15 protein-coding genes are annotated in these 13774 nt (G+C 60.6%); 11 read left to right on the top strand and 4 right to left on the bottom strand.

The window, feature by feature from the left end; all coding sequences use genetic code 11:
* The first annotated feature begins 250 nt into the window (after positions 1 to 250).
* From C9990_RS27660 to sctU, 11 genes are read left to right on the top strand one after another with little or no spacing between them, the layout of a single operon-like run.
* Complete coding sequence (locus tag C9990_RS27660) at positions 251 to 1315, top strand: TyeA family type III secretion system gatekeeper subunit (RefSeq protein ID WP_177410383.1); 1065 nt, start codon at positions 251 to 253, stop codon at positions 1313 to 1315.
* A complete protein-coding gene (gene sctV, locus C9990_RS27655; protein WP_106805220.1) occupies positions 1312 to 3405 on the top strand; it encodes a type III secretion system export apparatus subunit SctV in 2094 nt (697 codons plus the stop codon). Before C9990_RS27660 ends, sctV begins: the two co-directional genes overlap by 4 nt.
* Positions 3406 to 3439: 34 nt before the next feature.
* Positions 3440 to 4339, top strand: a complete 900-nt coding sequence (locus tag C9990_RS27650; protein WP_106805722.1) for an FHA domain-containing protein — start codon at positions 3440 to 3442, stop codon at positions 4337 to 4339.
* Positions 4336 to 5694, top strand: a complete 1359-nt coding sequence (locus tag C9990_RS27645; RefSeq protein ID WP_106805219.1) for a FliI/YscN family ATPase — start codon at positions 4336 to 4338, stop codon at positions 5692 to 5694. Before C9990_RS27650 ends, C9990_RS27645 begins: the two co-directional genes overlap by 4 nt.
* Entirely contained in the window at positions 5681 to 6109 is a 429-nt protein-coding gene (locus C9990_RS27640) for a YscO family type III secretion system apparatus protein (protein WP_065900464.1), read from the top strand. The genes C9990_RS27645 and C9990_RS27640 overlap by 14 nt, the downstream gene beginning before the upstream one ends.
* Positions 6106 to 6567: a type III secretion system HrpP C-terminal domain-containing protein gene (locus tag C9990_RS27635; RefSeq protein WP_106805218.1), complete on the top strand. Its 462-nt coding sequence runs from the start codon at positions 6106 to 6108 to the stop codon at positions 6565 to 6567. The genes C9990_RS27640 and C9990_RS27635 overlap by 4 nt, the downstream gene beginning before the upstream one ends.
* On the top strand, positions 6561 to 7574 hold the full coding sequence (locus C9990_RS27630; RefSeq protein WP_106805217.1) for a FliM/FliN family flagellar motor switch protein: 1014 nt from the start codon (positions 6561 to 6563) through the stop codon (positions 7572 to 7574). The genes C9990_RS27635 and C9990_RS27630 overlap by 7 nt, the downstream gene beginning before the upstream one ends.
* The gene (gene sctR / locus C9990_RS27625) at positions 7571 to 8224 is read left to right on the top strand and encodes a type III secretion system export apparatus subunit SctR (protein WP_106805216.1); all 654 of its coding nucleotides are present in this window, start codon (positions 7571 to 7573) and stop codon (positions 8222 to 8224) included. The genes C9990_RS27630 and sctR overlap by 4 nt, the downstream gene beginning before the upstream one ends.
* A 7-nt stretch (positions 8225 to 8231) precedes the next feature.
* The gene (gene sctS, locus C9990_RS27620) at positions 8232 to 8495 is read left to right on the top strand and encodes a type III secretion system export apparatus subunit SctS (RefSeq protein ID WP_065900472.1); all 264 of its coding nucleotides are present in this window, start codon (positions 8232 to 8234) and stop codon (positions 8493 to 8495) included.
* 10 nt (positions 8496 to 8505) lie between these two features.
* The gene (gene sctT / locus C9990_RS27615) at positions 8506 to 9294 is read left to right on the top strand and encodes a type III secretion system export apparatus subunit SctT (protein WP_106805215.1); all 789 of its coding nucleotides are present in this window, start codon (positions 8506 to 8508) and stop codon (positions 9292 to 9294) included.
* Positions 9291 to 10388, top strand: a complete 1098-nt coding sequence (gene sctU, locus C9990_RS27610; protein ID WP_106805214.1) for a type III secretion system export apparatus subunit SctU — start codon at positions 9291 to 9293, stop codon at positions 10386 to 10388. The genes sctT and sctU overlap by 4 nt, the downstream gene beginning before the upstream one ends.
* Here the strand turns inward: sctU and C9990_RS27605 are convergent, their stop codons facing one another.
* From C9990_RS27605 to C9990_RS27590, 4 genes are read right to left on the bottom strand one after another with little or no spacing between them, the layout of a single operon-like run.
* Positions 10389 to 10739, bottom strand: a complete 351-nt coding sequence (locus tag C9990_RS27605; protein WP_065900478.1) for a transcriptional regulator — start codon at positions 10737 to 10739, stop codon at positions 10389 to 10391.
* Between the two features lie 11 nt (positions 10740 to 10750).
* A complete protein-coding gene (hrpT, locus tag C9990_RS32865; protein WP_106805213.1) occupies positions 10751 to 10954 on the bottom strand; it encodes an HrpT family type III secretion system protein in 204 nt (67 codons plus the stop codon).
* Positions 10951 to 13095 (bottom strand): type III secretion system outer membrane ring subunit SctC, encoded by a 2145-nt coding sequence (sctC, locus tag C9990_RS27595; RefSeq protein ID WP_106805212.1) that lies wholly within the window; start codon positions 13093 to 13095, stop codon positions 10951 to 10953. Before sctC ends, hrpT begins: the two co-directional genes overlap by 4 nt.
* A gap of 14 nt (positions 13096 to 13109) precedes the next feature.
* Positions 13110 to 13505, bottom strand: a complete 396-nt coding sequence (locus C9990_RS27590; RefSeq protein ID WP_106805211.1) for a type III secretion protein — start codon at positions 13503 to 13505, stop codon at positions 13110 to 13112.
* Between the last annotated feature and the right edge of the window lie 269 nt (positions 13506 to 13774).

Raw genomic sequence — 13774 nt, 5'->3', positions numbered from 1 at the left:
GCAGTCGAAAGGATGTCGACAGGAACCCATTAGCACTGCCTGTGCCAATCATGAAAAACCTAATAAAGCATTGATTTATATGTAGAAATATCTTGAATTGAGTCGATTTTGAGCAAGTTCTTGCACTTCTCGACGAGGCTTTGTGCAAGTCTTTTCAAGTGCGCGTTGATGTGGAATGCAATGGAACCGTATGCATCTGTTTCGCCACACAGGGAAACACTCTTCCTGTGCCGGTCTGAACACTATGCCCATAGACGTCAATTCCAAAAGCGATGTGCACGCCATCCCGCGCCTTGAGTCGCCCGTCATCAGTAAGACCTCCGTGCCGGTGCCCGACAAAGGGGTGGATGAACTCGCGTATCTGTTCAGTCAGGAAGTGGAAGTCAATCAGCGCTTGTTGGGCGAGCGGAAGATAGGCACGCGTGTGCCCCCGGCCCAACAGATCATTCAGCTTTACGAACAACTGGGGCATCCGGCCCAGGCGACCCTGGCAGCCATTTCGCGTCGCCTCAGGCTGCAATTGCAACAACAGCCTGCGGTGAGCAAGCTGCTCGCGCTCACGGGCGGAGACCCTGCACGCGCGTTCGTGGTCCTCAAGCATGTGGCGGCCCAGGCGGACGCTGAATCGCGCCCGACCGAGGCGGCCCTGGCGCGCGAGGCCATTGCCAGGCTGGAGGTCGGGTTCAAAGGCGAAATCCAGGCGGGCCTGAACACCGCCTTGTCATTGCAGGTGGCCGGTCTCGATCCGCAGGCGCGTCAGGAGCTGCGCATGCTCTACTACGCCAGCGTGGTCGTGCGGCAATCCCCGACCTTGATGATGAAGGAACTGCTCAGGCTCTACGGTGGCGAGCGGTTTCATGTTGGCCTCCAGGCGATGCGCAAGGCCTTGGCGGATGATATTGCGGCATTGGTGTCGTCGAGGCCGCTGCCGCTGTTGCGCACCTTGTTGCTGAGTCTGAACAGCTGCGGGCAGTTGAATGGCGTGTGGGCGGGTTGTCGGGCATTGATCGAGCGCCTGGCCATCGCGCATGACCCGGTGGAGCTGTTGCAGCGCATGCTGACTTACGCCGGCAGCGGCATCGACTCCACTGAACTCCTGACCTTGGGCCATGACCTGGGCGGTGGTCCGGCCTTGCGTCAACTGGTCGCCCTTCACGCGCTTCATCCGCTGTTCAAGCAGTTACCCCTGGCCTTGTGGCCTGACAGGCAAGTACGCCAGGACACGCTGCAGCGACTCGTGGCCGTGATGGACGAGTTGGACCTGCACCTGCGCGGGCGCACACGATTTACCGTGGTGCCGAGGTCCCTGGCGTGACCGTGCTGCTGGCCATCAACCGTGTATTGCTTAAAGTTGCCCAGCGCGCCGAAGTGCTGGGCGCCGTCGTGGTCCTGGCCATCGTCTTCATCTTTATCGTGCCGCTGCCTACCTGGCTGGTGGACATTCTGATCGCGCTGAATATCTGCATTTCCTGCCTGTTGATCGTATTGGCGCTGTACCTGCCGGGGCCCCTGGCGTTCTCCTCGTTTCCGTCGATCCTGCTGTTGACCACCATGTTTCGCCTGGCGCTGTCGATTGCGACCACGCGCCTGATCCTGTTGGAACAGGACGCCGGAGACATCGTCGAGGCCTTCGGCAATTTCGTGGTGGGGGGCAACCTGGCGGTGGGGATGGTGATCTTTCTGATCCTGACTTTGGTCAACTTCCTCGTGATTACCAAGGGCTCGGAGCGGGTCGCCGAGGTTGCGGCGCGGTTCAGCCTGGATGCAATGCCCGGCAAGCAGATGTCGATCGACAGTGACCTGCGCGCGGGCCTGATCGACGGAGCGCAGGCACGCGACAAGCGTGAGCAGCTATCCCGCGAGAGCCAACTGTTCGGAGCCATGGATGGCGCCATGAAGTTCGTCAAGGGTGACGCCGTCGCCGGTTTGATCATCGTGGTCGTCAACCTGTTGGGCGGCTTCTCCACGGGTATGTTCCAGCACGGCTTGAGTGCCGCTGATTCGATGGCTCTGTACTCGGTGTTGACCATCGGCGATGGACTGATTGCACAGATCCCGGCGCTGCTGATCTCCCTGACCGCCGGCATGATCATTACCCGCGTGGCACCGGATGCACGCAGGGGGGTGAGTAACATGGGCGCCGAAATCGCCCGGCAAATGACCAGTGAGCCCAAGAGTTGGATGATTGCGTCGGTGGGCATGCTCGCGTTTGCAATTGTCCCCGGTATGCCGACCGGGGTATTTATCTTCATTGCGCTGATCACCGGCGGCCTGGGTTATTACCTGATGCGCAAGCGTCAGCAAGAGGCTACGCCCGCCGCTGAGGCGGCTCCCGCGGTTCGTCCCGAAGAAAATGGCCAGGAGGATCTTCGCGGGTTCGATCCTTCGCGCCCCTACCTGCTGCAATTTCCCGCGGCGCTGCGCGGGACGCGCGAAGTCACCGAGCTTATCCATGGCATCCGCCAGTCTCGAAATTCACTGGTCGCCAACATCGGCCTGACGTTGCCGCCGTTCGAAGTCGAACTCGATGACACCCTGGCCAACGATGAAATGCGGTTTTGTGTGCATGAAGTGCCGATGGTCAAGGCTTCGGTCGTCAGTCGCCTGGCGGTCGACAGCCAGGCGCTGACGGTTGAGCCGGCTGATGGGATACCGGGGCTGGTCGATCGCGATGAACAGGGCTGGGTCTGGCTGGCGCCCGATGATCCGTTGCTGGATGACCCGCAATTGGAGCGCTTCACGTCGACGGAGCTGATCCTCGAGCGCATGAAAAAAGCCATGATGCTCAGCGGGCCGCAGTTCCTGGGGATCCAGGAGAGCAAGTCGATCCTCGGCTGGCTGGAGCATAACCAGCCGGAGCTGGTGCAGGAGCTGCAGCGCATCATGCCGCTGTCGCGCTTCTCGGCGGTGTTGCAACGCCTGGCCGGCGAAGGCGTACCACTGCGGGCTGTGCGGCTGATTGTCGAGTCACTGATCGAGTACGGCCAGCATGAGCGTGAACCGGAAGCCCTGGCCGACTATGCGCGCATCGCCCTCAAGGCGCAGATCTTCCATCAGTACCGAGAGGCCGACGGTCTGCATGCCTGGCTGCTGTCGCCGCATTCGGAAAACATCCTGCGCGAGGCACTTCGCCAAACCCAGACCGGCGTGTTCTTCGCCCTTGAGGACGAATACAGCGCGGCGTTGATCAACCTGCTCAATCAGGCCTTTGCGATAAGGGCAAAAAGCAAGAGTGTGATGCTGGTTGCGCAGGACCTGCGCAGCCCTTTGCGCACTCTGCTGCTGGAAGAATTCAACCATGTTCCGGTGCTGTCGTTTGCCGAGTTGAGCAGCACCTCCAAAGTCAAAGTGCTCGGACGTATCGACCTGGGCCAGGACGAACTCATGCGTGGTGCAGTGGCATGAGTCTTTGGCGTTGGCCAGCGTGGAGGGGGCGGTGATGTTTGAATTACGCGTGCTTGATGGACAGCGCCAGGGTGCTGCGTTGCCGCTGTTTGGGGAGCAGTGGAGCATCGGTGCCCATCTGGACGCTGACCTGGTACTCAATGATCCCGAGGTGGTCGAGCTGCATGCGCGACTGCGGCTTATCGATGCCCAGTGGTCGGTGCAGGCCGAGGCCGGGCTGTTGCAGAGCGCCGAAGGACAGGTACTGGCACAGATTGCGAGCCTGGTGCCGGGTGTTCCGTTTTCGGTCGGAGGCGTGCGCTTGTGTGTCACCTTGGCCGATCAGCCCTGGCCGCAGGCTGCAGCCCCCGTGCAAGCGCCACCGCCGCCCGCCACTGAACCCATGCCGGCGCTGAAGTTGTCGTCCATATCCCATTCGCAGCAAAAGCGCTTGATCAGCCTGGTGCTGGTCGTGGCGGTGATCATCGCGGTGATGAGCATGCTCCCCACCGGGGAGCACGATGCACAGGCGTCCTTGATGCCGCCGGTGGTTCAGAAACACGAATTGGCATCGCCGTTTGAAGTGCGCCAGCAGCTGCTGAAGATGCTCAGCGAGCGTGAGTTGGGCCAGCGAGTCAGCTTGCAAGTGATCAATGGCCAGGTCGCGCTCAATGGGGATGTCTCCCAGGACGATGTGGAACTGGTGGCGCGCATGCTCGCCCGTTTTGGTGAGCAGTTCGACAGCGCGGTGCCGGTGATCAGCCGTGTGCGGGCACGTGACTCGGCGCTGCCGTTCAGGATTGTGCAGATCGTCGGAGGGCCCAATGGCCATGTGGTCCTGGACGAGGGCAGCCGGCTGTTTGTCGGTGATGAAGTGGAAGGGTTGCGACTGGTGCTGATCGACAACAGCAAGGTGGTCTTCGATGGTGTGCAGCGTTACGAGGTGCGCTGGTGAGTACGGAGTTGCAAGCGCGGCTCGACGTTTGGCAGCAGCGCCAGGCGCAATCACTGAGCAACTTTGCACCGGTGACGGTGCGCGGGCGAATCCAGCGCGTCAACGGCATGCTGCTGCAGTGCCGGCTGCCCCAGGCGCGTATCGGTGACTTGTGCCAGGTGGAGAAAAACCCGGGGGAATTCATGCTGGCCGAGATCATCGGCTTCGATAACCAGGACGCGGTACTCAGCGCCTTGGGCAACCTTGAAGGCGTGAAGGTGGGCGCCAGCGTGGAGCGCCTGGGGGTATCGCATCGGGTGCAGGTCAGCGATGCCCTGCTGGGGCAGGTGCTGGATGGGTTCGGTCGACCGATTGCGGGGGAGGGCCCCAGTGCGTTTGTCGAGTCTGACCTGCCGGACACCAGTGCCGTGTTGTGTGAAGCGCCGTTGCCCACCGAGCGGCCGAGGATCCACCGCGCACTGGCGACCGGGGTGCGTTCGATCGATGGCTTGCTGACGCTTGGCGAAGGTCAGCGTGTAGGCCTGTTCGCCGGTGCGGGGTGCGGCAAGACCACTTTGCTGGCCGAAATCGCCCGTAACGTGGAGTGCGATGTCATCGTATTCGGCCTGATCGGCGAGCGGGGTCGCGAGCTGCGTGAGTTTCTCGACCACGAACTGGATGATCAACTGCGCGCCAAAGCGGTGCTGGTGTGTGCCACCTCCGATCGCTCCAGCATGGAGCGCGCCCGCGCAGCCTTCACGGCCACCGCATTGGCCGAAGGGTTCCGGCGCAAGGGGCAGCGGGTATTGCTGCTGATTGACTCGCTGACCCGTTTTGCCAGGGCCCAGCGCGAAATCGGCCTGGCTGCTGGCGAACCCTTGGGGCGCGGCGGTTTGCCACCCTCGGTGTACAGCCTGCTGCCACGGCTGGTAGAGCGCGCCGGTTTGACGCGTGACGGCGTGATCACAGCGATCTATACGGTGCTGATCGAGCAGGACTCCATGAACGATCCGGTGGCCGATGAAGTGCGCTCGCTGCTCGACGGCCATATCGTGCTGTCACGCAAATTGGCCGAGCGCGGGCATTACCCGGCAGTGGATGTGCTGGCGAGCCTTTCGCGGATTTTAAGCAACGTGGCGACACCTGGAGACATCCAGGCCGGTACCGGTTTGCGCCGTTTGTTGTCGGCTTATCAACAGATCGAACTGATGCTCAAGCTGGGTGAGTACCAACCCGGCAGTGATGCCCTTACCGACCTGGCGGTGGACAGCCGTCAGGCGGTCGATGGGTTCCTGCGTCAGGATCTGCGCGAGCCCACGCCGATGATGGTGACGCTGGAGCAACTCAAGGAGCTGACCACCCATGTCCCATTCTGATGTGTTGCAAGCGGACGTCGAGACGTTGCGGCGCCTGCGTCGGCATCGCGCCGATCGGGCCGAGCGGGCACTGCGCGAAGCCAAGCGCGCCCAGCAGGCTCTGCTTGCGCATATCCAACAGGCCCAGGATGCGCTTGAGCACACGCGACTGGAGGAGGCCCGGCAAAGTGCCGAGTTGCTCAGTCGGCATCAAGGCCAAGTGATGACGCTCAAGGCCCTGAAATCCTGGGGCGCGCAGGAGCGCTCGTTATCGGCCAGTACCCGGCGAGAAATGGGCCAGTTGGAGGCGTTGCGGGGCCAGCAGGACGACAAGCAAAGCCGTGTCGGCACGGCACAGAAACAGGTCACCGAATGCCTGCGGCAAGTGGAGAAACTTCAGGAGTTGTCTCTTTTACTGGCTCAGGAGCCGATATGAACCAGGTTTCAAATAAACCCAGCGAGCGGCCACGTCCACGTGACGCGCGTGAGGAACGTGAGCCACGGGCCACCGGTGCGGTGGAGTGGGAGCAGGGTCGACTGTTCGCTCAGTTGTTTACCGATAACGATGAAGGCACCGGGTCGGGAGCGTCCCTGGCGGGAATCAAGACACCGGCCAGTGTCGCCATGATCGAGGCCCTCGCCGAACAACTGGCACCGCGCATACAGGCCGGGGCCCAATGGCCACTGCAGGCCGTGTTGTACCTGCCCCGGCTGGGGCGGATCAAGGCCAGCGTGCACCGTGAGCAGAGTGCCTGGACCATCGAGCTGGAAGCGGAGCATGACGCCACGGCCCGCTGGCTCAGTGGTGTGCGACAACAGTGTGAGGAGCGGTTTTCCGGCGCGCTGGGGCGGCCGGTCAATCTGCTTGTGCCTGACGCCGGGTGCGCATGCTAGTGCCGCTGCTGACCTTACCTTTGATCAAGAGCGATACCGTTGCCGCACGCCATCGACTGGGGCGCGGCTTGTGCCTGGCGTTCCAGGTTGCCGGCCAGGACGGTGAGCTGCGGCTGGAGCCGGGGCGCGCGTCCGCAGGGGCCAAGGCGGTGTGCTTTGAAACCGTGTGTGGCGTGCTGGCGCTTGCGGAAGCGGGGCCGCTGCTCAGCTTGCTGGGGGAGTGCCCAGTGACATTGGCGCCCTCCGGCAACGATCCGGATTCGTGGTTCTGGGCACTGTTCCAGCATCACCTGAGCCCGCAGGTGAGCGCGTTATTGGGCTACATGCGATTACTGGAGACCGATCGCCCCAAGGGCTTTGGTTGCCGACTCAGCGTAACCCTGGGGGCCGCACGGGTCGCGAGCTATATGTGGCTGGCGCCCGAGAGCTTCCTGGCGTTATGCGAGGCGGGACCGTGGCGCGCCACTGCCGCACCCATGCCGGCAACGTTCCAACTGGCACTCGCGGTGACCCTTGGGCGTTTGCAATTGCCGATAGCCCAGGCGCGTGGCCTGCGTACCGGTGATGTGCTGCTGCTTGAGCAGGGTTTTTTTCAAGCCCAGGGCAACGGCTACATACAGGTTGGAAAACAGAGGCTGCATGGGTGCATCGATGATGCTTGCGGGCCCTTGTGTCTGACCCTTACTTCTATTGAGGACACGTCCGTGGACGAAGAGTTTGCAGCGCCCCATTACTCGGGGTATGAGGAAGACGAGCCGGTGGTGGATGTCTTCGGCCATGAGCCATTCGATGAGCTGAGCATGGCGCTGAATGTGCGCTGCGGGACGTTGAACCTGACGCTGGGCGAGCTGCGAAACCTGGGGCCCGGCTCGGTATTGGGCATCAGCGGCTACGCGCCTGGCATGGCCGGTCTTTACTACGGTGATCGGCCTATTGGCGAGGGGCAGTTGGTGGAAGTCGACGGGCGCCTGGGGTTGCAGTTATCCCGTGTGTTGTTCGGCCAATGATACTCCAGGGGCTCGATCCCCTCGTTCTTGCGCTGTTTCTTGGGGCATTGACGTTGATGCCGATGTTGCTGGTCATCTGCACATCGTTCTTGAAGATTGTGATCGTGCTGATGATTACCCGAAACGCCATCGGTGTGCAGCAGGTACCACCGAGCATGGCCATCAATGGCATCGCCTTGGCAGCGACGCTATTTATCATGGCGCCGGTTGGGTACGAAATCGCCGAAAGCGTCAAGGCGTCGCCGTTGGACATGAGCAATGTGCAAACGGTACTGCAGACCGGTGGAGAGGCTATCAAGCCGTTGCGGGCCTTCATGCTGCGCAACGTGGACCCGGACGTGCTGACGCATCTGTTGGAAAACACCGCACGCCTGTGGCCGCCAAAAATGGCCCAGGAGGTGGAGCGCGAGGACCTGATCCTGCTGGTCCCGGCGTTCGTATTGTCGCAACTGCAGGCGGGGTTCGAGATCGGTTTCCTGATCTACATCCCCTTCATCGTCATCGACCTGATTGTGTCCAACCTGCTGCTGGCGCTGGGCATGCAAATGGTCTCGCCGATGACCATTTCCCTGCCGCTCAAATTGCTCTTGTTCGTGCTGGTGTCCGGTTGGTCACGGTTGCTCGACAGTCTGTTCCTTTCCTATCTCTGAGTGGCTTATGGAACCTATCGTGCTGTTCAAGCAGGGCATGTTGCTGGTGGTGGTGCTGTCCGCGCCACCGTTGATCGTGGCGGTGGTGGTGGGGGTGCTGACTTCCCTGGTGCAGGCGCTGATGCAGATACAGGACCAGACGCTGCCCTTTGGCGTCAAGCTGGTAGCGGTGGGCATCACGTTGATCATGACGGGACGCTGGATCGGTGTGGAGTTGATCCAGTTGATCAACCTGACCTTCGACATGATCGGCCGTTCGGCCCTGAACTGAGGGTTTGCCTGTGCTGTTCTATCTTGAGTTCCTGCCCAGCCTGGTGATCGGCATGGCGCGTATCTATCCCTGCGGCATTCTGGTGGCGGCGTTTTGTTTTCAACATATACGCGGCATGCTCCGGCACACCCTGGTGATGGTCATGGCACTGATGCCCGCACCGGGTATCCATGCGGCGTTGGAGGGCCAGGATTACTCGGCGCTGATGCTCGGTGCCCTGGTGCTCAAGGAAGTGGCGCTGGGTGTGTTGTTGGGGCTGTTGCTGGCGATGCCGTTCTGGATGTTCGAGGCGGTGGGGGCGTTGCTGGATAACCAGCGCGGCGCCTTGGCCGGTGGCCAACTCAACCCTTCACTGGGGCCGGATGCAACGCCGATCGGGCACTTGTTCAAGCAACTGGCGATTTTCCTGCTGATGGTCAGCCTGGGGTTGGGCGCCTTGACCCAGGTGATCTGGGACAGCTACCTGATCTGGCCGCCCACCGTATGGTTTCCACTCCCCGCGCCGAATGGCATGAGTGTGTTCGTCGGCCTGCTTGGCGATACCTTCACGCACATGATGTTGTACGCCGCGCCCTTCATCGCGGTGCTGCTGTTGCTGGAGTTCGGTATTGCGCTGCTGGGGGTTTACAGCCAGCAATTGCAGGTGAGTACGCTGGCGCCGCCGGTCAAGAGCCTGGCCGGTATTGGCATTGTGCTGCTGTACTTTGCGCTGCTGCAGGACCTGATTGTCGGGCGCATGCTCGAGTTGGGCGACCTTAAACATTCACTCGGGCTGTTATTCAAGGCCGCGGTGCCATGAGTGATTCAGGCGAAAAGAAGCACCCGGCTTCAGCCAAGAAGCTGCGCGACCAACGCAAAAAAGGCCAGGTCGCGCAAAGTCAGGACGTCCCCAAGTTACTGGCGCTCACGGCCATCAGTGAGATCGCCTTGTTCACCGCCGAGACCAGCCTGCAACGCTTCCAGCAAATGATGGTGTTGCCGATGTCGCGTTTCAACCAGCCGTTCGCACGAGCGCTGGAAGAAGTGCTGGTTGATGGGCTGGTCATGTTTTTCTCGTTCTCCCTGTTGATGGTTGGCGTGGTGATTGCCACGAAGCTGATCAGCAGCTGGATGCAATTCGGTTTGCTGTTCGCGCCGGAAACCCTGCAGCTCGATTTCAATCGGCTCAACCCGGTCAGCCAGGTCAAGCAGATGTTCTCAGCCCAGTCGGTGATGAATCTGCTGATGAGCATCACCAAGGCATTTCTTATCGGCCTGATTGTGTACCTGGTGGTCTGGCCTTCGTTAGGGGTGTTGATCAACCTGGCGAACAGCGATCTGCAAAGTTACCTGCTGGCGCTGATAGCCCTGTTTCGTCACTTGCTGCACGCCTGTCTCGGACTGTTACTGGTGCTGGCGCTGATCGACCTGAGTTTGCAGAAGCACTTCTTTGCCAAGCGCATGCGCATGACCCAGGTGGAAGTCGTCAAGGAGTACAAGGACATGGAAGGCGACCCCCATGTGAAAGGCCAGCGCCGCGCGTTGGCGCACCAACTGGCCCAGGAGGAGCCGAAGGTCAAGCTGCCCAAGCTGGAGGAGGCCGATATGCTGGTGGTCAACCCGACGCACTTTGCTGTCGCCCTGTACTACCGGCCCGGTAAGACGCCGCTGCCGCTGCTGATCAGCAAAGGCACCGACGCCGAGGCCCGCGCGTTGATCGTACGAGCCAAGGCCGCCGACGTGCCGGTGATCCAGTGTGTGTGGCTGGCTCGCATGCTCTATACGAAACAGCTGGGCGCAAGCATTCCTCGTGAAACCCTGCAGGCCGTGGCGCTGATCTATCGCACCTTGCGCGAACTGGACGATGAAGCCAAGCGCGAGACCCTGGAATTGCCGGAGCTTGAGCGCCGCTGATCAGCGATTGGAAGGTGTGTCCAGGGCGCTCAGGTTGGCCAGCGACAACATCCGACTGAGGACCTTGTCGAGCGTACCAGGCACAGCAGGCAGTGCGTGCCAGATCACCAGGGCGTGCTGGGCGTCGAGGTAGATGAAACAGCCATCGTACAACGTCGCATGCTCAAAGCGCCGCTCCAGTACCCATTGCAGTTGCCCCGGTTGCAGCACTTCGCGAGCGACATGCAACGCCAGCCCCGGCTGCTGGCCGGCTTGCTGTTTGCACACCTTGATTCCAGGCGCGAGTGACAGGTGAGCGGCAGTGCCGCTCACCAGATTCTGCAGAAACACCTGGCGTTGTGCGTCGGGCATTTCCGGGAGGCTCATCGTTCGAGCGAGATCGTTTGATAGTCCGCCCGTTCCCCGGCAGGACCAGGCTCGACGCGCATTTGCGCCGGCCACCAGATCACCATTTTGTTTTGGCTCGATTGCGGGCGAGAGCACGAGTCGCCCTTGCAGGTGGGGGTGCAGCCGGCGACGAGCAGCGCAGTGCTGATCAGGGTGACGCAGAGTAAGCGGTGTTTCATGGCGTAGCCTTTTGAGCGGGAGTGATCAAGGAGGGGCGGGGCACACTGAGGTGTTCATCCTTTACGACGGGGCGCATCGCGATAAATACCTCGGCTTCTTCGCCAGGCTTGAGCCAGGCGCGCGGCCAGACGCTGACGGCCAGGGTCTGCGAGTTGCTGCATTCCTTTTCGTCGATACGCACATTGCGCTTGAACTGATTGCGCAGCACCACGACGGCCACGTTGTACTCAGGACCCGCATACCACTGGCTGCGCTCGGTGTTCAGCGCGAGCAAATCCCGTGTACTGCATAAGGTGTTCAGCCCCAACGGCATCGGTGCAGCCTTGAAGGCCTTGGGGACTTCGCCACTGACCAGGTGCGCCAGGGTGCTGATGATGTCGCTGCGCTTGATCACCGGCTGGTGAGGGGCATACCGCCTGGCCAGCGGTGTGAGCGCGGCCTGCAAATCAACCTGGTCGGCCTGGGGCAAGTAGCGCGAGGGGTCGGCCTGGTCGCCGATGACCCTCGGGGTCAGGATGAACAGGCGTTCACGTCGATTGTTCTGCCGTTCGGTCGAGGAAAACAGTGCCTTGCCCAGCAGCGGGATATCCCCCAGCAGCGGGACTTTGTTTTGCTTGTCAGTGCTTTCAGTCACGTGGAACCCGCCGACCACCAGCGAACGCTTTTCCGCCATCACCGCCTGGGTGCTGACTTTGCCGCGACGGACATCCAGGTTGCCGGGGAGGGGATTGGTCTCGTCGAAATTGCCGTCTTCGATATCTACCACCAAGTGGATCTGATGGCCGCCACGGCTGGTGATGACGCGGGGTACGACCTGGAAGCTGGTGCCCACGGTGACCGGCAAAATGGTGGCGTTCTCTCTACCGGGCGTCAGGTATTGCGTGCGGTTGAAGTCGATGACCGCCGGCTGGTTTTCCAGGGTGAGCACCGAAGGGTTGGAGACCATGGTTGCCAGCCCCTTGGCTTCCAATGCGCGTATGTCGGCATAGAAGCGATCGCGATTTTCAATCGTCAGTTGCGACGAGGTGCCCGGCGACACGTTGGCACCATCGCGGAAGCGGCTGTTCTGGAAACCCCAGTTCACCCCGAACTCACGCAACTGCGTGCGCTCGATATCGAGAATGATCGCGTCGATTTCCACCAGCTTGCGCGCCACATCGAGTTGAGTGATCAGCTCGCGATACATGGCCTGGCGTTCCGGCAGGTCATAGATCAGCACGGCGTTATTGCGTATATCGGCCTCGACGCGAATCCGGCTGTTGGAGGTCGGTGCGCGTGAGGTGAGCGTGGGACCGAGGTCCATTTGCGCCGGGTTGGCGTTGGCCCCGAGCATCTGGCCCAGCAACGGATTACCCAAGCGGGGAATGTTGGGTGTGAGCGGTGCGGGTGGTGACGTGGGACGTTGGCTCAGTGCCGAGAGCGACGAGGGCGCCGAGGTGGACCGCGGTTCCAGCAGCCCGCGCAGAATGCTGGCAACGCCCGGGACAGCAAGCTTCTCGCCGCGATAATCGACATGACGGTCCGCCGCATTCGCGAACTTCAGCGGGTAACTCAGCACGCTCTGTTTTTCATCCGGAGAGCGGCGTTGACTGCTGAACTGCTTGATCTGCTCAATGTAGCGCCGAGGACCGGAGACGAGCACCACGCCATCTTCGGGCAACTCACCCCAGCCGAATCGGCTGTCGAGCAAGCCGATATCGGTGAGCGCTTGCTTGAGGTCTGAAATGGTTTCAGAAGAAACTTCAAGGCGCGCGGATTCCTGCTGGTCGAGGGTGCTGACGAACAGAGTGTTGTTGTAGAGGTACCACTGAAAACGATGCTCAACGGATAGCCTGTCCAGCATCGACTGCGGGGTATTCGCGCGGATCTTGCCATTGACGTTGCCTTCCAGCAGCCCCTCGATTTGCAGTTGGGTGCCAAAGGTCTGGGCGAAGTCTTCGAGTACATCGCGCAGGGGTTTGTGTTCGGCCTCGTAGGCGTAGGCGGTGTTTTTCCATTCTTGGGGAACGGCAGCTAACGCGCTGCTTAGCGGGATCAATAGCGAGCAAAGCAGGCCGATGCCGCCCCAACGGATACGTTTGGATAAAACAACGGGCGAATCAAAACGCAGACTCCTGCGCTCGCGGGTCTTGTTATTCATGGGGAGTACTCTGGTTAGTACAGCTGTGAACGTAACGGGATGGGCCTGGCGCTCAGGGAGGGACGGCGAAGACGTGCGAAGATAGCTCGCCAGGCATCGCGTTGATTGAGTAAGTCCGCCAGACAGTCGAGCACATCCGCCTCACTCAGTTTGCCTTTCAGAATCTGAGTAAGCCAAAGCGCACCAGTGTCTGGTTTCTGAGCGAGTGCACCCTGGAAATGCGCGAGGCTAGCGGCGCCCAGACGCGCCCAATACTGTAGAACCACGCCGTCAGCTCGTGTTGACGTCAGTTGGGCGGCAAGCAACAAAACGGTTTTCTGATATATCAAGGTGACTTCATCCTCCTCTTCAAATAATGTCAGATGTTCTTCTTTTTTATTACTCAGCCAGTCATGAATTAAATCTTTCATTTAATTGAAATGGTCAATGGTGGTTTTGAGCGACTGATTGACAATTTTGGCGTGATCCTGATCAAGGGAATTGGCCATCTGGTGGTTAAGTGTGAGTTTGAAAAAAAGCTCACTGTCCCAATTGTCTGGCGTCGCCTCCCTGTAAAAAGAGGTAAATTCGTTATCAGCTTTTTTCCGATTGCTTATAACTTCTGAAGTGAAGGCCTTATAGAAGTCCATGGTCTACCTTTATGGCTGATGGCCGTCGAAGGAATTGCGAAGTCATTACT

This window comes from Pseudomonas sp. S5D5 (assembly GCF_003013355.1).
Lineage (GTDB): Bacteria > Pseudomonadota > Gammaproteobacteria > Pseudomonadales > Pseudomonadaceae > Aquipseudomonas > Aquipseudomonas aylmerensis.
Note: the sequence above shows the minus strand (reverse complement) of the source record. Positions and strands in the feature narration are given on the sequence as shown.